The organism is Pseudomonas khavaziana (assembly GCF_036704165.1).
GTDB classification, from domain to species: Bacteria; Pseudomonadota; Gammaproteobacteria; order Pseudomonadales; family Pseudomonadaceae; genus Aquipseudomonas; species Aquipseudomonas khavaziana.
Map to the genome: position 1 here is coordinate 5,124,929 of NZ_CP129946.1, position 25,359 is coordinate 5,150,287.

The following is a 25,359-nucleotide window of genomic DNA, read 5'->3' on the forward strand; positions in this document are numbered from 1 at the left end:
TTCAGCTCGTTATTCGGCTCGCGCCCGCACGTGGATAGCCGCAAAAGGCTCATTCTGGACCAGCTCCACCAGGGACTCCTTGACCAGCTCGAGGATAGCCATAAAGGTCACCACCACCCCAAGTCGCCCTTCTTCGGCGGTGAACAGCCCGACAAACGGCACAAACCCACCGCCCTTGAGACGCTCCAGTACATCGCTCATACGCTCGCGGGTGGACAGCGCCTCACGGCTGACCTGATGGCTTTCGAACATATCGCCACGGCGCAACACCTCGGCCATGGACATCAGCAATTCTTCCAGGCTCACATCCGGCAGCAATTTACGCGCACGCGCTTCGGGCGCATCGAGCTTGGGCACCACCACATCGCGGCCCACACGGCTCAGGTTGTCGATGCCTTCGGCAGCGGCCTTGAAGCGTTCGTACTCCTGCAAGCGGCGGATCAGTTCGGCGCGCGGGTCATCCTCTTCGGCTTCCACCGTTTCCGAGCGCGGCAGCAGCATGCGCGACTTGATCTCGGCGAGCATGGCGGCCATCACCAGGTACTCGGCAGCCAGTTCCAGGCGCACCGACTGCATCAGCTCGACATACCCCATGTACTGGCGGGTGATTTCCGCCACGGGGATGTCGAGGATATTGATGTTCTGCTTGCGGATCAGATACAGCAGCAAGTCCAGCGGGCCTTCGAAGGCTTCAAGAAACACCTCCAGGGCATCCGGCGGAATGTACAGGTCCAGGGGCATTTCCATCACCGCCTGGCCATACACCATGGCAAACGGCAGTTCCTGCTGGGCGCCGGCCTGGGGGTCAGCGGTTTCCAAGGCCGACATTCAGGCCTCGACCATGAACGGTGTGGGGTCGCCACAACCAACGCGCACCACCTCCGGTTCGCCATCGGCAAGGTTGATCACCGTGGAAGCCTTGTTGCCGCCATAACCGCCGTCGATGATCAGGTCGACATGTTTTTCCAGCAGGCGGCGCATTTCGTAAGGGTCATACAGCGGCTCGGTTTCACCCGGCAGAATCAACGACACGCTCATCAGCGGTTCACCCAGCTCGGCCAACAAAGCCAGGGCTATCGGATGCTCCGGCACACGCAGGCCGATGGTGCGTTTCTTCGGGTGCAGCAACAACCGCGGCACTTCGCGGGTGGCGTTGAGAATAAAGGTGTAGGGCCCCGGCGTGTGGGCCTTGAGCAGGCGAAAGGTGCCGGTATCGACCTTGGCAAACAGCCCCAGTTGGGACAAGTCGCTGCAGATCAGCGCAAAGTTGTGCTTGTCATCCAGTTGGCGCAGGCGTCTTACCCGCTCGACCGCGCCCTTGTCGCCGATCTGGCACCCAATGGCATAGGACGAATCAGTCGGGTAGATCACCACGCCGCCAGCGCGGATGATCTCGACGGCCTGCTTGATCAGGCGCGCTTGCGGGTTTTCCGGATGAATCTGGAAGAATTGACTCACGTGTTCTACCTGTTCAGACGGTGGCAATAATGGGGTCATGCTTGAATCGCCCCCACAACAGCGGCAGATCTTCCGGGACCTGGCGATACTCGCCAATCTCGGACCAGCCGCCTGGACCATGGAAATCACTGCCGGCACTGACCAGCAGACCAAATTCGCGGGCAAGAATCGCCAGGCTGCCGACTTGTTCGGCAGGTTGATGCCCATTGACCACTTCAATCGCGTGGCCGCCCGCTCCAATATAGTCGCTGATCAGCTTGCGGCGCTTGCTGCGGGTGAAATCGTAATGCCAGGGATGCGCCAGGCTGACCCAGGCCCCGGAGGCCCGCAGGGTCTCGACGGTGTCTTCCAGGGTCGGCCAATGCAGCTTCACATCGCCCAACTTGCCGGCGCCCAGCCATTTGCGAAAGGCCTCGGCGCGATCCTTGACATAGCCTTCACGTACCATCCAGTCGGCAAAGTGCGGACGGGCCGGCGCGTTGCCGCTGTCGCCCAACTCCTGCTGGATGGCGCGAGCACCGTCCAGAGCACCGGGCATGCCTTTAAGGCTGAGCTTGCGGCTTATTTCTTCGGATCGCAGCCAGCGGCCATCGTGCAATTGGGCGATGGCGGCCACCAGTGGCGGGGCATGCTGGTCGAAGCCGTAGCCGAGCACATGGATGGTGGCACCGCCCCAGGTGCACGACAACTCCACGCCGTTGACCAGTTGCATGCCCAGGGAATGCGCGGCTTCGCGGGCTTCATCAAGGCCCTCGAGGGTGTCATGGTCGGTCAACGACAGGACTCGCACGCCTTTTTCAAACGCCCGCGCAACCAGTACCGCGGGCGCCAGGGCGCCGTCGGAGGCCGTGCTGTGGCAGTGCAAATCAACATTCACGTGGGTATGTAACCTCAAGTCAGCTGGCGCTATCGCAACCAAGGATGTTTGTTATTATGCCGCCACATCCAGCTTCTGGCTCTTACTGTGAAACAATTCATCGACTTCATCCCGCTGTTGCTGTTTTTCATCGTTACCAAACTCGACCCCAGGGTCATCGAAATCGCCGGTCACGAGCTTTCGTTCGGCGGCATCTACAGCGCCACCGCGGTACTGATCATCAGCTCCATAGTGGTCTACGGCGCCATCTTCATCTCCCAGCGCAAGCTGGAAAAAAGCCAATGGCTCACGCTCATCGCCTGCCTGGTCTTCGGCGGCCTGACCCTGGCGTTCCACAGCGAAACCTTCCTTAAATGGAAAGCCCCGGTGGTCAACTGGCTGTTCGCGCTGGTGTTTATCGGCAGTCACTTTATCGGTGACCGCCTGCTGATCAAGCGGATCATGGGCCATGCGCTGACCTTGCCGGAACCGGTATGGGTGCGCCTGAACGTGGCCTGGATCGTGTTTTTCCTGTTCTGCGGTGCCGCCAACCTGTTCGTGGCGTTTACCTTCCAGGACTACTGGGTCGACTTCAAAGTGTTCGGCAGCCTGGGCATGACCGTATTGTTCCTGATCGGCCAGGGTATCTACCTGTCGCGGCACCTGCATGACACCGCCCCTACCACGCCGAAAACCGAGGACTGACATGCTCTACGCCATCATTGCCACTGACGTTGCCAACTCGCTGGAAAAACGCCTGAGCGTGCGCCCGGCCCATGTCGAGCGCCTCAAACAACTGCAGGCCGAAGGCCGAATCGTACTGGCTGGGCCGCATCCTGCGGTAGACAGCAATGAGCCGGGCGAGGCCGGTTTCACCGGTAGCTTGATCGTCGCCGAGTTCGCCTCCCTGGCCGACGCCCAGGCCTGGGCCAAGGCAGATCCTTATGTCGCGGCCGGCGTGTACGCCGATGTCGTGATCAAGCCGTTCAAGCAAGTCCTGCCTTGAGCCCGGCGGCGCCGAAGCAAAACGGTTCGGCGTACTGCCAATGGCTCATTATTCCCGGTGACCTGCCGACAACGTTCTGAATATTCGTGTGGAATCAGGAGTTCCGATGCGCTTACGTCAGTTGTGTCTGTTGGCAGTGTTAACGATCGGGGCTACGGCCCACGCTGAAGAGCCCTCGTACAGCGGCGGTTCCGCGCCCTTGTCCTTGAGTGCCGACGCCCAGGTCACCGAGTTGCAGCAACGTTTGAAAGAAAGCGAACGCCAGCGTGAAGCACTGGGCAAGCAACTGCAAAGCGCAGACGCTGCCCGCGAAAGCGCCCAACTGAGTCGCCTGCGCCAGGAGAACCAACGCCTGGCCCAGCAACTCAAAGAGACACAGGGCGGCGCCTTGACCCGCTGGCTGACCGAACAGCAACAGTGGTTCGTCATCGGTGCGACCGTCGCGCTGATCGCCCTATTGTGTGGGATCTTCGCCAGCGGTGGGCACCGTCGCCGTCGACAATGGCTAAATTGAGTGAGTCATGAGCGAGCTGTTACTGATAGATGATGACCAGGAGCTCTGTGAGCTGCTGACCAGTTGGTTGAGCCAGGAAGGTTTCCAGGTGCGCGCTTGCCACGACGGCTTGAGCGCCCGCAAAGCCCTGGCCGAAGCCGCCCCCGCGGCGGTGGTGCTCGATGTGATGCTGCCCGACGGCAGCGGCCTGGAGCTGCTCAAGCAATTGCGCAGCGACCACCCGGAGTTGCCGGTGTTGATGCTCTCGGCCCGGGGCGAGCCCCTGGACCGCATCCTCGGCCTGGAACTGGGAGCCGACGACTACCTGGCCAAGCCCTGCGATCCCCGCGAATTGACGGCGCGCCTGCGTGCCGTATTGCGCCGCAGCCACCCGGCCGCGGTGTCGACCCAGCTGGAACTGGGCGACCTGTGCTTCAGCCCGGTGCGCGGCGTGGTCAGCATCGATGAGCAGGAATTCACCCTCACTGTTTCCGAAAGTCGCCTGCTCGAAGCCCTGTTGCGCCAACCCGGCGAGCCTTTGGACAAACAGGAACTGGCGCAGATCGCCCTGGGCCGCAAGCTGACTCTTTATGATCGCAGCCTGGACATGCACGTCAGCAACCTGCGCAAGAAAATCGGCCCGCACCCGGATGGTCGGCCACGGATCGTCGCGTTGCGCAGTCGCGGGTACTACTACAGCCTCTAGAGGCAGCCTTACCAAATCTTTACCCTCTCCTGACGGCGGCTGACCTTGATCTCCCTAATCTACTCACATCCGGACTCACCGGAATAGAGACAGGAGAATCACCATGCGCAAGACCCTTATCGCTTTGATGCTCGCCGCTGCCCTGCCTACCGTAGCCATGGCCATGCCAGAGGGCTCAGGCCCGATGGGCGAACCCTCCGGCCACATGATGGGTGGCCCGGGCCACGGTGGTGAACATGGTCCGCGTGGCAAAGGTGGCCCGTTCAGCCAACTGGACCTAAGCAAGGAACAACGCGAACAGATCCGCAAGCTCATGGGTGACCAATGGCACGCTCGCAAAGACCTGGTCAAGAAGTACCTGGACAAACTGCCGGCCGCTGACCAGAAAGCCATGCAGGACGAAATCGCCGCCGGCAAGCAGAAAACCCAGGCCGATATCCGTGCCGTGCTCAAGCCCGACCAACAGAAGAAGTACGACGAGATCGTCAAGAAGCAAACCGAGCGCCGCGCCGAGTGGAAGGAATTCCAGGCCTGGAAAGCCCAGAAGGCGCAAAAAGCGCAATAATGCGCGAACGTAATGCCTACAGCCCAGTGGTTCACGCCGCTGGGCTTTGCCTGTTTGAGGGTTTCCTGTGCGTTCATTGTTCTGGCGTATCCTGGCAAGTTTCTGGCTGGCCATCGCCCTGGTTGCCGGCTTGTCGATCCTGCTCGGGCATATGCTCAATCAGGACGCCTGGATTCTCAGCCGCCATCCCGGCCTCAACAACCTGGCGCAGGAATGGACCCAACTCTACGAAGCCCAGGGCGAGGACGCTGCCCAGGACTTGCTGCAACAACGCAAACGCCAATACCACATCGACGTGCAAGTGCTCAACGAAAGCGGCGAGCCGGTGGTGCGTGGCACCTTCCCGCGCCGCGCCGCGGCCTTCGAGGCCCGGCAGAATGACAGCAAGGACGGCCACCTGCCCTGGCGGCGTCTGACGGCCGAGTACACCAGCGACAAAACCGGCGACACCTACCTGTTGATCTACCGCATCCCCCATCCGGAGCTGGATGCCTGGCACCGTAGCAGCCTGTTATGGCCGTTCAGTGCCCTGGCGATTGCCCTGGTGGTGCTGACCCTGTTCAGCCTGCTGGTGACGCTGTCCATCACCCGCCCACTCAGCCGCCTGCGCGGCGCTGTGCATGACCTGGGGCAAGCCACCTATCAGCAAAACAGCCTGGCGCAATTGGCCAATCGACGTGATGAGTTCGGTGTGTTGGCCACCGACTTCAACCGCATGGGTGCGCGCCTGCAAAGCCTGATCGGCAGCCAGCGCCAGTTGCTGCGTGACGTGTCCCACGAACTGCGCTCGCCGCTGGCGCGCTTGCGTATCGCCCTGGCCCTGGCCGAACGGGCCAGCCCCGAAGAACGGGAGAAACTCTGGCCACGCCTGACCCGCGAATGCGACCGCCTGGAAGCCTTGATCAGCGAGATCCTGGTACTGGCGCGGGTCGATGCCGACAACGCCAGCGCCGAAGATATCGACCTCAACCCGCTTCTCAAGACCCTGCAAAAGGACGCCCAGCTCAGCGCGCCAGACCAGATGGTGCACCTCAACACCGAAGCCGACCTGCACCTCAAAGGCTGGCCGACCATGATCGAACGCGCCGTGGATAACCTGCTGCGCAATGCCCAACGCTTCAACCCCGTCGGCCAACCGATTGAATTGCAGGCCCAGCACCAAGGCGGGCGCATTCTGATCAGCGTGCGTGACCACGGCCCCGGCGTTGAAGCCGAGCACTTGAGCCAACTGGGCGAGCCGTTCTATCGCGCCCCCGGCCAGGTTGCCCAGGGACATGGGCTGGGGCTGGCCATCGCCCGTCGCGCCGCCGAGCGCCATGGCGGCAACCTGATCCTGGCCAATCATCCTGACGGCGGTTTTGTCGCCAGTATCGATCTGCCGCTGGAACCCGGCGTTGTCACAGCCGTGTGAAGATCTTCTATAGTGGCCCCTCTCTTACGGAGGGCCTTTGATGACTGACCTGCTGACTCCCATCCAAGCCGCACTCGATTTACCATACGCAGCGATAGCCATGACCGAAACCGGGGCCCTGCCCTCGGCCTTCGCCGTCACCGACCTGGCCGCTGCCAGCATCGGCGCCGCCGGCCAGGCCATCGCCCAGTTGCTCCAGCAGCAGACCGGGCGCTTGCCCAATGTCAGCGTGGACCGGCGCCTGGCCTCCTTGTGGTTCTCCTCTTCAATTCGCCCGGTGGGTTGGCAAGTGCCGCCGCTGTGGGACTCGGTGGCCGGTGACTACGCCAGCACCGACGGCTGGATTCGCTTGCATACCAACGCGCCCCATCACCGTGCCGCGGCAGAGCGGGTGCTGGGGCCCGTGGCCGACCGCGCCGAAATGGCAACCAAAGTCGCGGCATGGAACGCCGCCGAACTGGAGCAGGCCATTGTCGACGCCGGCGGTTGTGCCGCGCAGATGCGTGGGTGGCAAGCCTGGCAGCAGCATCCACAAGGCTTGGCAGTGAATGCCGAAGAGCTGGTACAGCGCCAGGTTTTCGAAAGCCGCACCGACAAACCCTGGCTCGGTTCGCCTGCGCGCCCGCTGGCCGGTATCAAGGTGCTGGACTTGACCCGCGTATTGGCCGGCCCGGTGGCCAGTCGTTTCCTCGCCGGGTTGGGTGCCGATGTACTGCGCATCGATTCGCCGACCTGGAACGAACCCGGCGTGGTGCCGGAAATGACCCTGGGCAAACGCTGTGCCCGCCTTGACTTGAAAAGCCCCGAAGGCCGACAGGTATTCGAAGCCCTGCTTAAGGATGCTGACGTGCTGTTCCATGGTTACCGCGCCGATGCACTGGAGCAACTGGGCTACACCATCGGCGAACGACAAGACCTCGCCCCCGGGCTGATCGACGTCAGCCTCAACGCCTACGGCTGGAGCGGCCCATGGCGTAACCGTCGCGGCTTCGACAGCCTGGTACAGATGAGCAGCGGCATTGCCGAGGCGGGCATGGCCTGGAAGCAGGCGGATAAACCCGTGCCGCTGCCAGTGCAGGCGCTGGATCACGCCACCGGCTACCTGATGGCTGCCAGTGCGATCCGGGCCTTGGGCGAACGCCTGGCATCCGGCCGCGGTGGCTCGGCGCGCTTGTCATTGGCGCGTACGGCGAAGTTGCTGGTGGATGCAGGACACGTGCCGGGACAAGCGGCGTTGCGTGCTGAAGATCCAAGCGATCAAGGGCTGGTGGTGGAGCAGACGGCGTGGGGGCAGGCCCATCGGTTGCTGGCGCCGCTGAGCATCAGTGGCACGCCGTTGCAGTGGGATTTGCCGGCGGGGGAGTTGGGCGCGCACCGGCCTCAGTGGTGATTAATACACTGTAGGAGCGAGCTTGCTCGCGAAGGTCGCCAACGATAACGCGGGAAACCTGACACCCAGCGGCGATCTAAGGTTTTTCGCGAGCAAGCTCGCTCCTACAGGGTTGTCCACAGATGCTGTGCCGCATATGCCCTCAATGGTCGCCACGCCTCGGCCCGGGCCAGCAACTGCCGCGCCGACACCGGCCCACCCTCCAGCGCCGCCAGCGCATTGATCAAACCGATATCCCCAGATGCAAACGCGTCCGCCTCGCGCAACTGGCGCATGGCGATGTACTGCGCGGTCCAGTCGCCAATCCCCGGCAACGCCACCAACCGTGCAACGCCGTCCTTGAGGCTGGCCTTGGGTTGGAACACCTGCGGGTCATCCAACACTGCCTGGGCCACGGCAGACAAGGTACGGCCTCGCGCCTTGGGCATGCCCAGGGTCGCCAGGTCCGCCGCCGCCAGCACTTCGGGTGTCGGGAACACATGGGTGATACCGGCGTATGGGGTGTGCAGCGGCTGGCCATACTGCGCCACCAGCTTGCCCGCCAGGCGAATGGCCGCCACCACAGTGATCTGCTGGCCCAGCACCGCACGAATCGCCAGCTCCAGCCCATCCCAGGTCCCGGGCACGCGAAGGCCAGGACGGGCCGCGACCAGTTGCGCCATCAACGGGTCGCCAGCCAACTGGGCATTGATCACCTCGGGCTGCGCATCCAGGTCGAACATCGCCTGCAGACGTCGCTCGATCTCGGGCAGCGCCGCCGCGTCAGGAAACGCGATATCCGCCTCCAGCCAATCACCCGCGCCGGGCGCCACGCTGAGCCAACCCTGTTGCCCGTTCACGCTGATGCTGCGCCGGTACACGCCGGCCTCAACGGTTTCTAATCCATTGATGGCTCGAGCTGACAGAAACGCCAACATTGCCGCCCAATCGTAGGGCGGCTGATACGCCAATCTCACAACGACAATACCCCGCTATACAACCCGTATGCCGCCAACCCGGCGCCCGCGATCACGCAGCTGAAAATGCCTTTTTCCACGTGGGTAAACAAGGGTTGACCTTGCTCGCGCTTGGCCTGGGCGAACAGGATCACACCTGGGGCATACAGCAGCGCCGACAGCAGCAAATACTTCAAGCCCCCGGCATACAACAGCCATACCGCATAGCCGAGAGCAATCAGCCCCACTGCCAAATCTTTCATGCGCTGGCGCTGGGCGCCGGCATAGGTCTCGCCGCGCCCGCTCAATAACACCGCATAGGCCGCCGACCACAGGTAGGGCACCAGGATCATCGACGACGCCAGGTAGATCAGGGTGGTGTAGGTGCTGGCCGAAAACAGCGTGATCACCAGGAACGCCTGGATCATCACATTGGTCAGCCACAACGCGTTAACCGGCACCTGATTGGCATTTTCCTTTTTCAGGAATGCCGGCATGGTCTGGTCCTGGGCAGTGGCATAGAGGATTTCCGCGCAGAGCAGCGCCCATGAAAGCAACGCCCCAAGCAGCGAAACCGCCAGGCCGATGCTGATCAATACCGCGCCCCAGGGCCCGACGATATGTTCCAGCACGCCCGCCAGGGAAGGGTTCTGCAACTGCGCCAATTGCGGCTGGCTCATGATGCCCAGGGACAGCACATTCACCAGCACCAACAGCGCCAGCACGCCCAGGAAACCAATCACCGTGGCGCGGCCTACATCCGAGCGTTTCTCGGCCCGCGCCGAGTACACGCTGGCGCCTTCGATGCCGATAAACACAAACACCGTGACCAGCATCATGTGGCGTACCTGCTCGACCACACTGCCCATCTGCGGGTTACCCAGGCCCCAGATATCGCGGGTGAAGATATCCGCCTTGAACGCCACCGCGGCGATCACGATAAACATCAACAGCGGCACAATCTTCGCCACCGTGGTGACCTGGTTGATAAACGCCGCCTCCTTGATCCCGCGCATCACCAGGAAATGCACCGCCCACAGCAACAGCGACGCACAACCAATGGCCAGCGGTGTATTGCCCTGGCCGAACGCCGGGAAAAAGTAACCCAGGGTGCTGAACAGCAACACGAAATAACCGACGTTGCCCATCCACGCGCTGATCCAGTAACCCCAGGCGGACGAGAACCCCATGTAGTCGCCAAAACCGGCCTTGGCGTAGGCGTACACGCCGGAGTCCAGTTCCGGTTTGCGGTTGGCCAGGGTCTGGAACACAAAGGCCAGGGTCAACATGCCGACCGCCGTGATTGCCCAGCCAATCAGCACGGCGCCCACTTCCGCACGGGCCGCCATGTTTTGCGGGAGCGAGAAGATCCCGCCGCCAATCATCGAACCCACGACCAGGGCGATCAGGGCACTGAGCCGAAGTTTCTGGGCTGGTTGGGACATGCAGGTTCCTCACAATAAAAGTTTGAGCCGACCACTGCGCACTCAACTAATTCAATTTAGTGACACTAACGCTCATAACATAAGTGCATGTAAACGCGAGAAGTTTAGGCTTATTTAGAATTTAAATAAGTCAATTATGAAGCGTTCGTCAGACGCCGTACAAAAAGTTTGCACATCCGCAAATACGAACTAGCGTCAACCACCATGTCCCAGACGAAATGATTAACCACATCGGAAGAGCCCGCTCTAGCAAGCGCCCTCCCGCGGACTGCGTCGCCCAGCAACTTATGCCCCTAAGTCGTTAATTCACAATGGAATGTGCCAATGAAGTGATCTGAGTCAGCTGTTTGATTAGCGCACGGAATTATTCTGTGATCTCTCTTCTCCTGCATTGGAGTCACGCAATGTCTGATTCTCCCGGAAAACTTAGGCTTGGTGCGCTGGTTGCACTTGTAGTGGGCTCAATGATTGGCGGCGGGATCTTCTCGCTGCCGCAAAACATGGCCGCCAGTGCCGACGTAGGCGCAGTTTTGATTGGCTGGGTAATTACCGCCATCGGCATGCTGACCCTCGCATTCGTCTTCCAGACCCTCGCCAACCGCAAGCCTGACCTGGACGGCGGTGTGTACGCCTACGCCAAGGCCGGTTTCGGCGACTACATGGGTTTCTCATCCGCCTGGGGTTACTGGATCAGTGCCTGGCTGGGCAACGTGGGGTACTTCGTACTCTTGTTCAGCACCCTCGGCTACTTCTTCCCGATCTTTGGCGAAGGCAACACGCCAGCGGCGGTGATTGGTGCATCGGTGCTGCTGTGGGCTGTGCATTTCCTGGTGCTGCGCGGGATCAAGGAAGCGGCGTTCATCAACCTGGTCACCACCGTGGCCAAGGTCGTACCGCTGCTGCTGTTCGTGCTCATCGCGCTGTTCGCGTTCAAGCTGGATATCTTCACCGCTGACATCTGGGGTGTGAAAAACCCCGACCTGGGCAGTGTGATGAACCAGGTGCGCAACATGATGCTGGTCACCGTGTGGGTGTTTATCGGAATCGAAGGCGCGAGCATCTTCTCCTCCCGTGCGGAGAAACGCAGCGACGTGGGCAAGGCCACCGTGATCGGTTTTATCACCGTGCTGCTGTTCCTGATGCTGGTGAACGTGCTGTCCCTGGGGATCATGACCCAACCGGAACTGGCCAAGCTGCAGAACCCATCGATGGCCGCCGTGCTCGAACACGTAGTCGGTCACTGGGGCGCGGTACTGATCAGCGTCGGCTTGATCATTTCGCTGCTGGGCGCGTTGCTGTCCTGGGTGCTGCTGTGTGCGGAGATCATGTTTGCCGCCGCCAAGGACCACACCATGCCGGAGTTCCTGCGTAAGGAAAACGCCAACCACGTGCCGGTCAATGCCCTGTGGCTGACCAACGCGATGGTACAGATCTTCCTGGTGATCACGCTGTTTTCCGCCAGCACCTACCTGTCGCTGATCTACCTCGCCACCTCGATGATCCTGGTGCCTTACCTGTGGTCGGCGGCCTATGCCCTGCTGCTGGCGGTGCGTGGCGAAACCTACGAAAACGCCCTCAAGGAGCGCAAGAAAGACCTGTTCATCGGCGCCGTCGCGCTGATCTACGCGATCTGGCTGCTCTACGCCGGCGGCACCAAGTACCTGCTGCTCTCTGCCCTGCTCTATGCCCCCGGCGCGATCCTCTTCGCCAAGGCCAAGCGTGAACTGGGCAAACCGATTTTCACCAACGTCGAGAAGCTGATTTTCGCCGCAGTGGTCATTGGCGCCCTGGTGGCGGCCTATGGCCTCTACGACGGCTTCCTGACTCTGTAATTGTATGTTCACTGGAGGATTTGTAATGACCACGGAAAAAGTTAAGTACGGCGTACATTCCGAAGCCGGCAAACTGCGCAAAGTCATGGTGTGCTCCCCAGGCTTGGCCCACCAACGGCTGACCCCCAATAACTGCGACGAACTGCTGTTCGATGACGTGCTGTGGGTGGCACAGGCCAAGCGCGACCATTTCGACTTCGTGACCAAGATGCGCGAGCGGGATATTGATGTGCTGGAAATGCACAACCTGCTCACCGACATCGTCGCCATCCCCGAAGCCCTGGACTGGATACTGGAGCGCAAGATCACCGCCAACACCGTGGGCCTGGGCCTGGTCGATGAGGTCGGCTCGTGGCTGCGCAGCCTGGAGCCGCGCAAGATCACCGAGTTCCTGATTGGTGGTGTGTCGGCCGATGACCTGCCGAGCAGCTTCGGTGGCAGGACCATCGAGATGTTCCGCGACTTCCTCGGCCACGCCAGCTTCATCCTGCCGCCGCTGCCCAACACCCAGTTCACCCGCGACACCACCTGCTGGATCTACGGCGGTGTAACACTCAACCCGATGTACTGGCCGGCGCGACGCCAGGAAACCCTGCTGGCCTCCGCCATCTACAAGTTCCATCCGGAGTTCACCAACGCCGACTTCCAGATCTGGTACGGCGACCCGGATCAGGAACACGGCGCCGCTACATTGGAAGGCGGTGACGTCATGCCGATTGGCAATGGCGTGGTGTTGATCGGCATGGGCGAGCGCTCGTCCCACCAGGCCATCGGCCAACTGGCGCGCAACCTGTTCAAGAACAACGCGGTTGAGCGAGTGATTGTTGCCGGCCTGCCGAAATCCCGTGCAGCCATGCACCTGGACACCGTGTTCAGCTTCTGCGACCGCGACCTGGTGACCGTCTTCCCGGAAGTGGTCAACCAGATCGTGCCTTTCACCCTGCGCCCTGACGACAGCAAGCCCCACGGCATCGATATCCAACGCGAGACCACCAACTTCCTCGATACCGTCGCCGCAGCCCTCAACCTCAAGGCCCTGCGCGTGGTCGAGACCGGCGGCAACAGCTTCGCCGCCGAACGCGAGCAGTGGGATGACGGCAACAACGTAGTGGCAGTGGAACCCGGCGTGGTGATCGGCTACGACCGCAACACCTACACCAATACCCTGCTGCGCAAGGCCGGTGTGGAAGTCATCACCATCAGCGCCGGTGAGCTGGGCCGTGGCCGTGGCGGCGGCCACTGCATGACCTGCCCGATCATCCGCGACCCTATCGACTATTAAGGAGATTCCATCATGGCTTTCAATATGCGCAACCGCAGCCTGCTGTCGCTGATGCACCACACCACTCGTGAGCTGAACTACCTGCTGGACCTGTCCCGCGACCTCAAGCGCGCCAAATACACCGGCACCGAGCGTCCGCACCTGCAAGGCAAGAACATCGCGTTGATCTTCGAAAAAACCTCGACGCGCACCCGCTGCGCCTTCGAAGTCGCGGCCCATGACCAGGGCGCCCACGTCACCTATATAGACCCGGTGTCGTCGCAGATCGGCCACAAAGAAAGCATGAAAGACACCGCCCGCGTCCTGGGCCGGATGTTCGATGCCATCGAGTACCGTGGCTTCGAACAGGAAATCGTCGAAGAGCTGGCCAAGTTCGCCGGTGTGCCAGTGTTCAACGGCCTCACTGCCGAATTCCACCCGACCCAAATGATCGCCGACACCCTGACCATGCGCGAACACAGCGACAAGCCGCTGCATGACATCAGCTACGCCTACCTCGGTGACGCACGCTACAACATGGGTAACTCGTTGCTGATGATCGGCGCCAAGCTCGGCATGAACGTGCGCATCGGCGCGCCGAAAGCGCTGTGGCCGCACGACGATTTCATCAAGCAATGCCAAGCGTTTGCCGAGGAAAGCGGCGCACGCATCACCATTACCGAAGACCCTGCCGAAGCGGTCAAGGGCGTGGACTTTATCCACACCGATATCTGGGTGTCGATGGGCGAGCCAGTGGAAGCCTGGGACGAGCGTATCGAGCAACTGCTGCCCTACCAGGTCAACGCCAAGATGATGAAAGCCTCGGGCAACCCCCGGGTGAAATTCATGCACTGCCTGCCGGCGTTCCATAACAGTGAAACCAAGGTTGGCAAGGACATCGCAGCGCGGTATCCGCACCTGGCCAACGGTGTGGAGGTAACCGAGGAAGTGTTCGAGTCACCCGCCAACATTGCCTTTGAGCAGGCGGAAAACCGCATGCATACCATCAAGGCCATTCTGGTGTCGGCACTGGCGGATATCTAACTCTCACTGTCGGAACAGGGTTCAAAAATGTGGGAGGGGGCTTGCTCCCGATAGCGGTGGCTCAGCTATAGATAAATTGACTGTCCCGCCGCCATCGGGAGCAAGCCCCCTCCCACATTGGGCTCTGTGCTCACACCCTAGAAGGATTGCATTATGCGCATCGTCGTAGCCCTGGGCGGCAACGCCCTCCTGCGCCGTGGTGAACCCATGACCGCAGACAACCAACGCGCCAATATCCGCATCGCCACCGAACAGATCGCCAAGATCCACGCCGGCAATGAGCTGGTGATCGCCCACGGCAATGGCCCGCAAGTGGGCCTGCTGTCGTTGCAGGCGGCGGCCTACACCAGCGTCTCGCCCTACCCGCTGGACGTGCTGGGCGCCGAGACCGAAGGCATGATCGGCTATATCATCGAACAGGAACTGGGCAACCTGCTGGACTTCGAAGTACCGTTTGCCACCCTGCTCACCCAGGTTGAAGTCGATGCCAAGGACCCGGCGTTCCAGAACCCGACCAAACCCATCGGCCCGGTGTATTCCAAGGCCGAGGCAGAAAAACTCGCCGCCGAAAAAGGCTGGGCCATCGCCCCCGACGGCGACAAATATCGCCGTGTGGTCGCCAGCCCGCGGCCCAAACGCATCTTTGAGATTCGCCCGATCAAGTGGCTGCTGGAAAAAAACGCCATCGTGATCTGCGCCGGCGGCGGCGGCATCCCGACGATGTATGGCGAAGACGGCAAGCTCAAGGGCATTGAAGCAGTGATCGACAAAGACCTGTGTTCGTCGCTGCTGGCCGCGCAACTGGACGCCGATCTGCTGGTGATTGCCACCGACGTCAACGCCGCCTTTATCGATTTCGGCAAGCCAACCCAGAAGGCCATCGGCCAGGCCCACCCGGACGACATGGAAAAACTCGGCTTCGCCGCCGGCTCCATGGGGCCCAAGGTGCAAGCGGCCTGCGAGTTCGCCCGCCAGACTGGCAAAACCGCGGTGATCGGTTCACTCTCGGACATCGAAGCCATTGTCCAGGGCAGCGCCGGCACCCGCATCAGCACGGCAAAACCTGGCATCACTTATCTGTGAAGTAGAGGAGATACGCCTATGGCTACCTTTGAACCCGGTCACTTGCACGTTGAACGCCACGCGCTTAACAAAGACGACTACAGCTACAACCTGTGCATCGACTATGAAGTCAGCCAGGACCCAAAGGAAGGCAAGGGAATGCTCTTCAAGCTGCACGGTTCGGTGCAGGGCAAGGACCTCAAGGAAGAGTTCTTCCTGCCCAAGGACCAGGCCTTCGACTTTGCGCGGCATGCGATGAACATTGCGCAGAAATACGGCATGCCGAAAGTCGCGGTGTTGAATGGGTCGATGCACAAGCAGTACGACCTGATGTTCGAGGATGTGCGGCATCAGTTGGATGTGAAATCAGGTGATCCAGTCAAGCCCGAACACCTGGAATAACACGCCTGCACTGACACAGTGCAGTTCAAAATGAGGGAGGGGGCTTGCTCCCGATGGCTGTGTGTCAGCAACAGATTTATTTGCTGATCCACCGCAATCGGGGGCAAGCCCCCTCCCACATTTTGATCTCCATCATTTGTCAGATTTCACCTACGCCCCGCTCCAAGGCATACTTGCCGCCTCTGCTCTCCAGAATTACCAATCGCCCCATGCGTATCCACGTCAGCTTCATCGACCGCGTCGGCATCACCCAGGAAGTCCTGGCCTTGCTCGGTGGGCGCAATCTCAACCTGGATGCGGTGGAGATGGTGCCGCCCAACGTCTATATCGATGCGCCGACTCTCAGCGCCGAGGTGCTCGAAGAGTTGCGCGACGCGTTGTTCAGCGTGCACGGCGTGCAAGCGGTAAAGGTGGTCGACATCCTGCCGGGCCAACGCCGTCACCTGCAACTCGACGCCCTGCTGGCAGCCATGACCGACCCGGTGCTGGCCTTGGACAGCGCGGGCAAGATCCTGCTGGCCAACCCGGCGTTGATCGCGCTGTACGGACGCGAGCCGGCCGGGGAAAGCATTGCCGAGCTGTTCAATGACCCAACGCTGCTGGACACTTTGCTGGAACATGGTTTTCGCCTGCCGTTGCGCGAGATCAGCGTCAACGGCCAGACCCTGTTGCTGGATGCCACGCCAATCACTGACGCAGGTGCCCTGCTCACCCTCTACCAGCCCAATCGCATCGGCGAGCAACTGTCGGCACTGCACCACGACCATGCCGAAGGTTTTGATGCGCTGCTGGGCGAATCCCCGGCCATCCGCACCCTCAAGGCGCGAGCGCAACGGGTGGCGGCGTTGGATGCACCGCTGCTGATCCAGGGCGAAACCGGCACCGGCAAGGAGCTGGTGGCCCGCGCCTGTCACGCCACCAGCGCACGCCACAGTGCGCCGTTTTTGGCCTTGAACTGCGCGGCACTCCCGGAAAACCTCGCTGAGAGCGAGTTGTTCGGTTACGCCCCGGGCGCCTTTACCGGCGCCCAGCGCGGCGGCAAGCCGGGGCTGATGGAACTGGCCAACCAGGGCACGGTATTTCTGGATGAGATCGGCGAGATGTCGCCGTACCTGCAAGCCAAGTTGCTGCGCTTTCTCAATGACGGCAGCTTTCGCCGTGTGGGCGGTGACCGCGAAGTGAAGGTCAATGTGCGCATCCTCAGCGCCACCCACCGCGATCTGGAAAAGATGGTCAGCGAAGGCACCTTCCGCGAAGACCTGTTTTACCGCCTCAACGTCCTCAACGTCGAAGTACCGCCCCTGCGCGCACGCGGCCAGGACATCCTGCTGCTGGCCCGCTACTTCATGCAGCAGGCCTGCGCGCAGATCCAGCGCCCGGTCTGCCGCCTGGCGCCCGGCACTTATCCGGCACTGCTGGACAATCGCTGGCCGGGCAACGTGCGGCAACTGCAAAACGTGATCTTCCGCGCCGCTGCTATCTGCGAAAGCAGCCTGGTGGACATCGGCGACCTGGACATCGCCGGCACCTCCGTGGCACGCCAGAACGATGGCGAAGTCGACAGCCTGGAACAGGCCGTGGAAGACTTTGAGCGCGACCTGCTGGAAAAGCTCTACACCAGCTACCCCTCGACCCGCCAACTGGCCAGCCGGTTGCAGACTTCCCACACGGCGATTGCCCATCGCCTGCGCAAGTACGGCATTCCCAACAAGCCCTGATTGCAAGGGTACGGGATCTAAATGTGGAATACAGACAATGTGGGAGGGGGCTTGCTCCCGATAGCAGTGTGTCAGCCATAAATGTTTGACTGATACACCGCTATCGGGAGCAAGCCCCCTCCCACAGTTTTGAATGTATTCCAAGTTTTGGTCTGAGAACGACATTGCATGTACTGAAAGCGCTACAGCGTAACGATATCGCTACAACCCTGTTTTTTGCGCGCCATGCAAGGCTTTGATCCACATAGGCTTTTTTTAAAGCACTCGACTGTAGCGAAATCGCTACAGCCAAATGCACTAACGTCACAACCTATTTTATTAACCTGTTGATTTATAAAGGGTTAAAAACCTTGGCCGCAATATTGCTAAGCAACTCCCCATTATTCCAATCCCGTCCACCAGACGATTCTGGCCCTGAGGAGTTTCCATGAGCGAGTTGCGTTTCACTGAAGATCACGAATGGCTGCGCGCCGAAGCCGATGGCAGCGTCACCGTGGGCATCACCGCTTTTGCGCAGAACGCGCTGGGTGATGTGGTTTTCGTGCAACTGCCGGAGTTGCAGGCTTACGACAAGGGCGCTGAAGCCTCCACCGTGGAATCGGTAAAAGCCGCCAGCGGCGTGTATATGCCGTTGGACGGTGAAGTGCTGGAAGTGAACGACAAGCTCAGTGACAGCCCGGAACTGGTCAACGAAGACCCGATGGGTGAAGGCTGGTTCTTCCGCTTTAAACCGACCGACGCCGAGGCAGTGGCTAAGCTGTTGGATCAGGATGCATACGACCGCCTGATCAAAGCCAACGCAGAAGCCTGAGGAGCGCGCCATGAGTATCAATTTGACCACCGCCAACGAATTCATCGCCCGCCACATCGGCCCGCGCCAGGCAGATGAGCAGCAGATGCTCGCCAGCCTGGGCTTTGATTCCCTCGAAGCCCTCAGTGCCAGCGTGATCCCGGAAAGCATCAAGGGCACCAGCGTGCTCGGCCTGGAAGACGGCTTGAGCGAAGCCGAGGCCCTGGCCAGGATCAAGGCCATCGCCGGCCAGAACCAACTGTTCAAGACCTACATCGGCCAGGGCTACTACAACTGCCATACGCCGTCGCCGATCCTGCGTAACCTGCTGGAAAACCCGGCCTGGTACACCGCTTACACGCCGTATCAACCCGAGATTTCCCAGGGCCGCCTGGAGGCCCTGCTGAACTTCCAGACGCTGATCAGCGACCTCACCGGACTGCCAATCGCCAACGCGTCCCTGCTCGATGAAGCCACCGCCGCCGCCGAAGCCATGACCTTCTGCAAGCGCCTGAGTAAAAACAAGGGCAGCAATGCCTTCTTCGCCTCGGTGCACAGCCACCCGCAAACCCTCGACGTACTGCGCACCCGTGCCGAACCGCTGGGCATCGACGTGGTGGTCGGCGATGAGCGCGAACTGACCGACGTCAGCCCGTTCTTCGGCGCCCTGCTGCAATACCCGGCCAGCAACGGCGATGTATTTGATTACCGCGAGCTGACCGAGCGCTTCCATACCGCCAACGCCCTGGTGGCCGTGGCCGCCGACCTGCTGGCCCTGAGCCTGCTGACCCCGCCGGGTGAGTTCGGTGCCGACGTCGCCATTGGCAGTGCGCAACGCTTCGGCGTGCCGCTAGGCTTTGGTGGCCCGCACGCGGCGTACTTCTCCACCAAGGATGCGTTCAAGCGCGATATGCCGGGGCGCCTGGTCGGTGTTTCCGTCGACCGCTTCGGCAAGCCGGCCCTGCGCCTGGCCATGCAGACCCGCGAACAACATATCCGTCGCGAGAAAGCCACCAGCAACATCTGCACCGCCCAAGTGCTGCTGGCCAACATCGCCAGCATGTACGCCGTGTACCACGGTCCCAAGGGGCTGACCCAGATCGCCCAGCGCATTCACCAGCTGACCGCGATCCTGGCCAAGGGTTTGACCGCCCTGGGCCTGAAGGTCGAGCAGAAAAACTTCTTCGACACGATCACACTCAACACCGGCGCCAACACCAAAGCCTTGCATGACAAGGCCCACGCCCAGCGCATCAATCTTCGTGTAGTCGACGCCGAACGTGTTGGCCTGTCGGTCGACGAAACCACCACCCAGGCCGATATCCAGACATTGTGGGCGATCTTCGCCGACGGGAAGGCCCTGCCCGCCTTCGCCGCCACCGACAGCGCACTGCCTGCCGCCTTGCTGCGCCAGTCACCGATCCTCAGCCACCCGGTATTCAATCGCTATCACTCCGAAACCGAGCTGATGCGCTACCTGCGCAAGCTGGCCGACAAGGACCTGGCCCTGGACCGCACCATGATCCCGCTGGGCTCGTGCACCATGAAGCTCAACGCCGCCAGCGAAATGATCCCGGTGACCTGGGCCGAGTTCGGTGCCCTGCACCCCTTCGCCCCGGCTGAGCAAAGCGCCGGCTATCAGCAACTGACCACCGAACTGGAGGCCATGCTCTGCGCGGCCACCGGCTACGATGCGATCTCCCTGCAGCCAAACGCCGGTTCCCAAGGTGAATACGCGGGCCTCTTGGCCATCCGCGCCTATCACCAGAGCCGTGGTGAAGCACGTCGCGACATCTGCCTGATCCCATCGTCGGCCCACGGCACCAACCCGGCCACCGCCAACATGGCCGGCATGCGCGTGGTGGTGACCGCCTGCGATGCGCGTGGCAACGTAGATATCGAAGACCTGCGCGCCAAGGCCATCGAGCACCGCGAGCACCTCGCCGCGCTGATGATCACCTACCCGTCCACCCACGGCGTGTTCGAGGAAGGCATCCGCGAAATCTGCGCGATCATCCACGACAACGGCGGCCAGGTGTACATCGACGGCGCCAACATGAATGCCATGGTTGGCCTGTGCGCACCGGGCAAGTTCGGCGGCGACGTGTCCCACCTGAACCTGCACAAGACCTTCTGCATCCCCCACGGCGGTGGCGGCCCAGGCGTTGGCCCGATTGGCGTCAAGTCGCACCTCACGCCATTCCTGCCGGGCCACGCAGCCATGGAACGCAAGGAAGGCGCGGTGTGTGCCGCACCGTTTGGCAGCGCGAGCATTCTGCCGATCACCTGGATGTACATCAGCATGATGGGCGGCGCCGGCCTCAAGCGCGCCTCGCAGTTGGCGATCCTGAATGCCAACTACATTTCCCGTCGCCTGGAAGAGCACTACCCCGTGCTCTACACCGGCAGCAACGGTCTGGTGGCCCATGAATGCATCCTCGACCTGCGCCCGTTGAAAGACAGCAGTGGCATCAGCGTGGATGACGTGGCCAAGCGCCTGATCGACTTCGGTTTCCATGCGCCGACCATGTCGTTCCCGGTGGCAGGCACCTTGATGATCGAGCCGACCGAAAGTGAATCCAAGGAAGAACTGGACCGTTTCTGCGACGCCATGATCGCCATCCGCGAAGAGATCCGCGCGGTGGAAAACGGCACGCTGGACAAGGACGACAACCCGTTGAAAAACGCACCACACACCGCCGCAGAATTGGTCGGCGAGTGGTCACACCCCTACAGCCGTGAACAAGCGGTGTACCCGGTCGCCTCGCTGATCGAAGGCAAGTACTGGCCACCGGTTGGCCGGGTCGACAACGTGTTTGGCGATCGCAACCTCGTCTGCGCATGTCCGTCGATCGAGAGCTACGCATAACCTGAAGGTCAACTCGATCAAAGGTGGGAGCGGGCTTGCTCGCGAAAGCGGTGTATCAGTTACAGGTGCATCAACTGACAGCCCGTTTTCGCGCGCAAGCCCGCTCCCACATTTTTGACAACATTATCGAGTGCTGACGCCTAACCGCGCGCCAGCACGTTTTTCAGGAGCTGAATATGTCCACCGAAACCCTGTTGAAAACCCCATTGCACGCCCTGCACCTTGAGCTGGGCGCGCGCATGGTGCCCTTCGCCGGCTACGACATGCCAGTGCAGTACCCGCTGGGCGTGATGAAGGAACACCTGCACACCCGTGAACAGGCCGGGTTGTTCGACGTGTCCCACATGGGCCAGATCCGCCTGACCGGCGCCAATGCCGCCAAGGCCCTGGAAACCCTGGTACCGGTCGATATCATCGACCTGCCGGTGGGCATGCAGCGCTACGCGATGTTCACCAACGAGCAAGGCGGCATCCTCGACGACCTGATGGTCGCCAATCTGGGCAACGACGAACTGTTCCTGGTGGTCAACGCCGCCTGCAAGGACCAGGACCTGGCGCATCTGCGCAAACATATCGGCGACCAATGCACCCTCGAGCCGCTGTTCGAAGAGCGCGCCCTGCTGGCCCTGCAAGGCCCGGCAGCGGTGAAGGTACTGGCGCGTCTGGCGCCAGAGGTCACCCAGATGACCTTCATGCAATTTGCCACCCTGCGCCTGCTGGGTGTGGACTGCTACGTCAGCCGCTCCGGCTATACCGGCGAAGACGGCTTTGAAATCTCCGTCCCGGCAGCTAACGCAGAAAGCCTGGCCCGCAGCCTGCTGGCCGAAACCGAAGTACAGGCCATCGGCCTGGGCGCCCGCGACTCCCTGCGCCTGGAAGCCGGCCTGTGCCTCTATGGCCATGACATGAACACCGACACCACGCCAATCGAAGCCAGCCTGTTGTGGGCAATCTCCAAGGCTCGGCGTGCCGATGGCCCACGTGCCGGCGGTTTCCCGGGTGCCGACCGCATCTTCACCCAGCAACAAGCCGGCGTGAGCCGCAAGCGCGTAGGCTTGCTGCCCCAGGAACGCACCCCGGTGCGTGAAGGTGCCGAGATCGTCGACGAACAAGGCACCCTGATCGGCAGCGTATGCAGCGGTGGCTTTGGTCCAACCCTGGGCGGTCCGCTGGCCATGGGTTACCTGGACAGCGGCTTTACTGCACTGGATAGCGAAGTCTCTGCACTGGTGCGTGGGAAAAAGGTGCCATTACGTGTAAGTAAAATGCCATTCGTGCCACAGCGTTACTATCGCGGTTGATTAAATGTTTCCATAAGTAACGCGGCTGCGCTTACGCGCACTAAACTGTAACGCAGCCGCCATAAAACAGTGCATACGCGATAGTCTTTTCTATAGGAAGTCTCCTATAACAAGTGAATAACTCTATCGAATAACTCGCATCTACTACGTTCAACAAAGTGTCATGTGCCCGAGCAAAAACAGGGCCCTGCGCAGGGCTTGTTTTTTTCATATTAGTTGGCGTAGAGTTCCTTCACTGTGTTTGCATGGGTCGCTTGGAACCTGGACCTGGGCAGTAGCTAAAAGTTTTGCTACAACCCGTTCGACGTCTCTTACTTTCCTGCAACCCAGCCCAGTACTCTTTCATGTGAAAGGGGCTGTCATTAATTTTTAGCGTCAAAGGAAAGAAGAAAATGGCTGAACGTCAGAGCGGTACCGTCAAGTGGTTTAACGACGAAAAAGGCTTTGGTTTTATCACTCCTGAAAGCGGCCCGGATCTGTTCGTGCATTTCCGCGCCATTAAAGGCAGCGGCTTCAAGAGCTTGAAAGAAGGCCAGAAAGTAACTTTCGTTCCGGCACAAGGCCAGAAAGGTATGCAGGCTGACGAAGTAGAACCAGAAGCCTGATCCTTCCTGCGACAAAAAGCCCCTGATATGACATCAGGGGCTTTTTTATGGGCGTTTGTCCGTAAAATGCTGCTTTTCTTCCTGAGAGCCCTGCCATGTCGAAGCACCTGCTAAGCCCCCAAGGCCAATTCCCCGCCGTTGGCCTGGGCCGTCGCCTGGCAGCGATGTTCTACGATTTTCTGTTGTGCACAGCGCTGCTGATCGTCACCGCCTTTATTTACAAGCTGGTGTGGATCGCCTTTGTGGGCGAAGCGAAAATGCGCACCCTCACCGAATCCGGCGCGCTGGATGGTGACCCGTTGCTTTCGACAATCCTGTTGTTTGTGCTGTTTGGGTTCTTCGCCAAGTTCTGGACCCATTCCGGGCAAACCCTGGGCATGCAGGTGTGGGGCGTACGCGTGCAAAATGCCGACGGTTCGCGCATCAGCTTGTGGCAGGCGTTGTTGCGTTTTGTGGTGTCGATTGCGTCGTGGTTATGCGCGGGGCTGGGGTTTATCTGGTCGTTGTTCGATAAACAGAAGCGCAGCTGGCATGACATCTATTCGGATACGCAGCTGGTGCGGATCCCCAAGCAAAAGAAGTAACCACCTGCCAAGTGAAGATCAAAATGTGGGAGGGGGCATGCTCCCGATGGCGGTGTGACAGTCACCAGATATCTTGACTGATCCACCGCTATCGGGAGCAAGTCGAATCGTCGCACCGCCCCTCCCACATTTGGAAAGTGTTCACACCTGGGCTATGCGTTACCTGCCAGCTTGAGGCGTGCGGCCTGGGTGAAATCCAACATGCGCTTGAGCGGCCGCACCGCCTGTGGAATCACTGACGGTTCGACGAAGATCTCGTTACTGCCCTCACGCAGACACTGCAACGTGCGCTCCAGCGTGTTCATCGCCATCCACGGGCAGTGCGCGCAACTGCGGCATGCCGCGCCGTTGCCGGCGGTAGGCGCTTCAATGAAAATCTTGTCCGGGCACAGCTGCTGCATCTTGTAGAAGATGCCGCGATCAGTTGCCACGATAAAGGTCTTGTTCGGCAGGCGCTGCGCTGCAGCAATCAGTTGACTCGTCGAGCCTACGGCATCCGCCAGCTCGATCACCGAGGTCGGCGATTCCGGGTGCACCAGGATCGCCGCGTCCGGGTACAGCGCCTTCATGTCTTCCAACTGCTTGGACTTGAACTCTTCATGGACGATGCAGGCACCGTCCCACAGCAGCATGTCGGCACCGGTCTGGCGCTGGATGTAGGTGCCCAGGTGTTTGTCCGGGCCCCAGATGATGGTCTCGCCGTTGTCCATCAGGCTTTCGACGATCTCAAGTGCGCAGCTTGAGGTGACCACCCAATCGGCACGGGCTTTGACCGCCGCCGAGGTGTTGGCGTACACCACCACGGTGCGCTCGGGATGCTGGTCGCAGAATGCAGAGAACTCATCCGCCGGGCAACCCAGGTCCAGGGAGCAGGTGGCTTCCAGGGTCGGCATGAGGATGCGTTTTTCAGGGGTGAGAATCTTGGCGGTCTCGCCCATGAACCGCACACCGGCCACCAGCACGGTCTTGGCCGGGTGGGCGGCGCCGAAGCGCGCCATTTCCAGGGAGTCGGAAACACAGCCACCGGTTTCTTCGGCCAGGGCCTGGATTACCGGGTCGCAATAGAAGTGGGCAACCAGCACAGCATCCTGAGCCTTGAGCTCGGCGGCGATGGCGGCGCGCAGGCTCGCCTCTTGCGCGGCGCTGAGCACCTTGGGCTGCTTGGCGTCGAGGTGGGCTTGAACCAGTAGGCGTTCGGAAATGTGCGTCATGTTCGCAAGACCTGCAAGCGCAGTAGCGCGAAAGTCGAGTGTACCACCGGCTCTGGAGCCCTTCGGGCGCCGCCGGACGAAGTGTTTTTGTTCATCAAGCACGGGTAAAGCTGAAGCTGCGCAAGGCTACAGAATATCGAATGGATTCAAAAGCCTAATCTGGTGTGTCGGGACGCGACTGCCGGGCGCACCGCTGCCTGCTATAAACGCAATGATTAAGCGCATTAACTGCAACAATCAAAAAAACCCTATTCCCCTCCGACGCCAACCACACCCCTAAAATATTGGCGTTTCGGGTTACCACTGACCCAGCACGCACTGATTTTGTGCGTTTTTTCCCTAAATAACGTGGTACTCCTCACGTTTTGTGCAATAAATCCCCCGCTCATGTAACGAACCGTTTAATGATGACTCC

The 25,359-nt window shown here is 60.8% G+C and carries 24 protein-coding genes; 18 read left to right on the forward strand and 6 right to left on the reverse strand.

What is annotated here, in order from left to right; genetic code table 11:
- Positions 1 to 9 precede the first annotated feature (9 nt).
- The 3 genes from QYQ93_RS22990 to QYQ93_RS23000 form a co-directional block, all read right to left on the reverse strand.
- On the reverse strand, positions 10 to 708 hold the full coding sequence (locus tag QYQ93_RS22990; protein WP_338477287.1) for a ScpA family protein: 699 nt from the start codon (positions 706 to 708) through the stop codon (positions 10 to 12).
- Positions 709 to 828: 120 nt separating this feature from the next.
- A complete protein-coding gene (locus QYQ93_RS22995) occupies positions 829 to 1,458 on the reverse strand; it encodes an L-threonylcarbamoyladenylate synthase (RefSeq protein ID WP_034115727.1) in 630 nt (209 codons plus the stop codon).
- 13 nt (positions 1,459 to 1,471) lie between these two features.
- On the reverse strand, positions 1,472 to 2,335 hold the full coding sequence (locus QYQ93_RS23000) for a PHP domain-containing protein (protein ID WP_043049067.1): 864 nt from the start codon (positions 2,333 to 2,335) through the stop codon (positions 1,472 to 1,474).
- A gap of 87 nt (positions 2,336 to 2,422) precedes the next feature.
- Here QYQ93_RS23000 and QYQ93_RS23005 point away from each other — a divergent pair, with 87 nt between their 5' ends.
- The 7 genes from QYQ93_RS23005 to QYQ93_RS23035 all read left to right on the forward strand — a co-directional run bounded on the left by QYQ93_RS23005 (position 2,423) and on the right by QYQ93_RS23035 (position 7,885).
- Positions 2,423 to 3,019: a septation protein A gene (locus QYQ93_RS23005; RefSeq protein WP_005790819.1), complete on the forward strand. Its 597-nt coding sequence runs from the start codon at positions 2,423 to 2,425 to the stop codon at positions 3,017 to 3,019.
- A 1-nt stretch (position 3,020) separates the two neighbouring features.
- Positions 3,021 to 3,320, forward strand: coding sequence for a YciI family protein (locus QYQ93_RS23010; RefSeq protein WP_043049070.1), 300 nt, complete (start codon positions 3,021 to 3,023; stop codon positions 3,318 to 3,320).
- A 106-nt stretch (positions 3,321 to 3,426) separates the two neighbouring features.
- Positions 3,427 to 3,834: a translation initiation factor 2 gene (locus tag QYQ93_RS23015; protein WP_043049071.1), complete on the forward strand. Its 408-nt coding sequence runs from the start codon at positions 3,427 to 3,429 to the stop codon at positions 3,832 to 3,834.
- Positions 3,835 to 3,841: 7 nt separating this feature from the next.
- Positions 3,842 to 4,519 carry a response regulator transcription factor gene (locus tag QYQ93_RS23020; RefSeq protein WP_043049073.1) on the forward strand — a complete coding sequence of 226 codons (678 nt, stop codon included), beginning with the start codon at positions 3,842 to 3,844 and terminating at the stop codon, positions 4,517 to 4,519.
- A gap of 103 nt (positions 4,520 to 4,622) precedes the next feature.
- Positions 4,623 to 5,084: an LTXXQ domain protein gene (locus tag QYQ93_RS23025; protein ID WP_338475541.1), complete on the forward strand. Its 462-nt coding sequence runs from the start codon at positions 4,623 to 4,625 to the stop codon at positions 5,082 to 5,084.
- A gap of 67 nt (positions 5,085 to 5,151) precedes the next feature.
- Positions 5,152 to 6,495 (forward strand): HAMP domain-containing sensor histidine kinase, encoded by a 1,344-nt coding sequence (locus tag QYQ93_RS23030; RefSeq protein ID WP_338475542.1) that lies wholly within the window; start codon positions 5,152 to 5,154, stop codon positions 6,493 to 6,495.
- Positions 6,496 to 6,535: 40 nt separating this feature from the next.
- On the forward strand, positions 6,536 to 7,885 hold the full coding sequence (locus QYQ93_RS23035; protein ID WP_338475543.1) for a CoA transferase: 1,350 nt from the start codon (positions 6,536 to 6,538) through the stop codon (positions 7,883 to 7,885).
- A 104-nt stretch (positions 7,886 to 7,989) separates the two neighbouring features.
- On the opposite strand, the gene QYQ93_RS23045 is transcribed toward QYQ93_RS23035, so the two are convergent.
- Positions 7,990 to 8,841, reverse strand: a complete 852-nt coding sequence (locus QYQ93_RS23045; RefSeq protein WP_338475544.1) for a DNA-3-methyladenine glycosylase — start codon at positions 8,839 to 8,841, stop codon at positions 7,990 to 7,992.
- Complete coding sequence (gene arcD / locus QYQ93_RS23050) at positions 8,838 to 10,265, reverse strand: arginine-ornithine antiporter (RefSeq protein WP_043049081.1); 1,428 nt, start codon at positions 10,263 to 10,265, stop codon at positions 8,838 to 8,840. The genes QYQ93_RS23045 and arcD (QYQ93_RS23050) overlap by 4 nt, the downstream gene beginning before the upstream one ends.
- Before the next feature lie 404 nt (positions 10,266 to 10,669).
- Here arcD (QYQ93_RS23050) and arcD (QYQ93_RS23055) point away from each other — a divergent pair, with 404 nt between their 5' ends.
- The 11 genes from arcD (QYQ93_RS23055) (at position 10,670) to QYQ93_RS23105 (ending at position 23,733) form a co-directional block, all read left to right on the forward strand.
- Positions 10,670 to 12,097 carry an arginine-ornithine antiporter gene (arcD, locus tag QYQ93_RS23055; protein ID WP_032879725.1) on the forward strand — a complete coding sequence of 476 codons (1,428 nt, stop codon included), beginning with the start codon at positions 10,670 to 10,672 and terminating at the stop codon, positions 12,095 to 12,097.
- Positions 12,098 to 12,122: 25 nt separating this feature from the next.
- A complete protein-coding gene (gene arcA, locus QYQ93_RS23060) occupies positions 12,123 to 13,379 on the forward strand; it encodes an arginine deiminase (RefSeq protein ID WP_043049082.1) in 1,257 nt (418 codons plus the stop codon).
- Between the two features lie 12 nt (positions 13,380 to 13,391).
- Entirely contained in the window at positions 13,392 to 14,402 is a 1,011-nt protein-coding gene (locus QYQ93_RS23065; protein WP_338475545.1) for an ornithine carbamoyltransferase, read from the forward strand.
- 153 nt (positions 14,403 to 14,555) lie between these two features.
- A complete protein-coding gene (gene arcC / locus QYQ93_RS23070; protein ID WP_043049085.1) occupies positions 14,556 to 15,485 on the forward strand; it encodes a carbamate kinase in 930 nt (309 codons plus the stop codon).
- A gap of 18 nt (positions 15,486 to 15,503) precedes the next feature.
- The gene (locus tag QYQ93_RS23075) at positions 15,504 to 15,866 is read left to right on the forward strand and encodes a DUF5064 family protein (protein WP_043049087.1); all 363 of its coding nucleotides are present in this window, start codon (positions 15,504 to 15,506) and stop codon (positions 15,864 to 15,866) included.
- 209 nt (positions 15,867 to 16,075) lie between these two features.
- Positions 16,076 to 17,584 carry a sigma-54-dependent transcriptional regulator gene (locus QYQ93_RS23080; RefSeq protein ID WP_338475546.1) on the forward strand — a complete coding sequence of 503 codons (1,509 nt, stop codon included), beginning with the start codon at positions 16,076 to 16,078 and terminating at the stop codon, positions 17,582 to 17,584.
- Between the two features lie 427 nt (positions 17,585 to 18,011).
- Positions 18,012 to 18,395 (forward strand): glycine cleavage system protein GcvH, encoded by a 384-nt coding sequence (gene gcvH / locus QYQ93_RS23085; protein ID WP_043049089.1) that lies wholly within the window; start codon positions 18,012 to 18,014, stop codon positions 18,393 to 18,395.
- A gap of 10 nt (positions 18,396 to 18,405) precedes the next feature.
- Positions 18,406 to 21,243, forward strand: a complete 2,838-nt coding sequence (gene gcvP / locus QYQ93_RS23090) for an aminomethyl-transferring glycine dehydrogenase (RefSeq protein WP_338475547.1) — start codon at positions 18,406 to 18,408, stop codon at positions 21,241 to 21,243.
- A 176-nt stretch (positions 21,244 to 21,419) separates the two neighbouring features.
- A complete protein-coding gene (gene gcvT, locus QYQ93_RS23095; RefSeq protein ID WP_338475548.1) occupies positions 21,420 to 22,544 on the forward strand; it encodes a glycine cleavage system aminomethyltransferase GcvT in 1,125 nt (374 codons plus the stop codon).
- A 392-nt stretch (positions 22,545 to 22,936) separates the two neighbouring features.
- Complete coding sequence (locus tag QYQ93_RS23100; RefSeq protein WP_043049094.1) at positions 22,937 to 23,149, forward strand: cold-shock protein; 213 nt, start codon at positions 22,937 to 22,939, stop codon at positions 23,147 to 23,149.
- Between the two features lie 95 nt (positions 23,150 to 23,244).
- A complete protein-coding gene (locus QYQ93_RS23105; protein ID WP_043049095.1) occupies positions 23,245 to 23,733 on the forward strand; it encodes an RDD family protein in 489 nt (162 codons plus the stop codon).
- 152 nt (positions 23,734 to 23,885) lie between these two features.
- Here the strand turns inward: QYQ93_RS23105 and nadA are convergent, their stop codons facing one another.
- Entirely contained in the window at positions 23,886 to 24,944 is a 1,059-nt protein-coding gene (gene nadA / locus QYQ93_RS23110; protein ID WP_338475549.1) for a quinolinate synthase NadA, read from the reverse strand.
- Positions 24,945 to 25,359 lie beyond the last annotated feature (415 nt).

Coding starts and splice junctions, on each gene's coding strand:
- gcvH (WP_043049089.1), top strand. CDS start 18,012: ATGAGCGAGTTGCGTTTCACTGAAGATCACGAATGGCTGCGCGCCGAA.
- QYQ93_RS23025 (WP_338475541.1), top strand. CDS start 4,623: ATGCGCAAGACCCTTATCGCTTTGATGCTCGCCGCTGCCCTGCCTACC.
- arcC (WP_043049085.1), top strand. CDS start 14,556: ATGCGCATCGTCGTAGCCCTGGGCGGCAACGCCCTCCTGCGCCGTGGT.
- gcvP (WP_338475547.1), top strand. CDS start 18,406: ATGAGTATCAATTTGACCACCGCCAACGAATTCATCGCCCGCCACATC.
- arcD (WP_032879725.1), top strand. CDS start 10,670: ATGTCTGATTCTCCCGGAAAACTTAGGCTTGGTGCGCTGGTTGCACTT.
- QYQ93_RS23100 (WP_043049094.1), top strand. CDS start 22,937: ATGGCTGAACGTCAGAGCGGTACCGTCAAGTGGTTTAACGACGAAAAA.
- arcA (WP_043049082.1), top strand. CDS start 12,123: ATGACCACGGAAAAAGTTAAGTACGGCGTACATTCCGAAGCCGGCAAA.
- QYQ93_RS23035 (WP_338475543.1), top strand. CDS start 6,536: ATGACTGACCTGCTGACTCCCATCCAAGCCGCACTCGATTTACCATAC.
- QYQ93_RS23075 (WP_043049087.1), top strand. CDS start 15,504: ATGGCTACCTTTGAACCCGGTCACTTGCACGTTGAACGCCACGCGCTT.
- QYQ93_RS23015 (WP_043049071.1), top strand. CDS start 3,427: ATGCGCTTACGTCAGTTGTGTCTGTTGGCAGTGTTAACGATCGGGGCT.
- nadA (WP_338475549.1), bottom strand. CDS start 24,944: ATGACGCACATTTCCGAACGCCTACTGGTTCAAGCCCACCTCGACGCC.
- QYQ93_RS23010 (WP_043049070.1), top strand. CDS start 3,021: ATGCTCTACGCCATCATTGCCACTGACGTTGCCAACTCGCTGGAAAAA.
- arcD (WP_043049081.1), bottom strand. CDS start 10,265: ATGTCCCAACCAGCCCAGAAACTTCGGCTCAGTGCCCTGATCGCCCTG.
- QYQ93_RS23020 (WP_043049073.1), top strand. CDS start 3,842: ATGAGCGAGCTGTTACTGATAGATGATGACCAGGAGCTCTGTGAGCTG.
- QYQ93_RS23065 (WP_338475545.1), top strand. CDS start 13,392: ATGGCTTTCAATATGCGCAACCGCAGCCTGCTGTCGCTGATGCACCAC.
- gcvT (WP_338475548.1), top strand. CDS start 21,420: ATGTCCACCGAAACCCTGTTGAAAACCCCATTGCACGCCCTGCACCTT.
- QYQ93_RS23105 (WP_043049095.1), top strand. CDS start 23,245: ATGTCGAAGCACCTGCTAAGCCCCCAAGGCCAATTCCCCGCCGTTGGC.
- QYQ93_RS23080 (WP_338475546.1), top strand. CDS start 16,076: ATGCGTATCCACGTCAGCTTCATCGACCGCGTCGGCATCACCCAGGAA.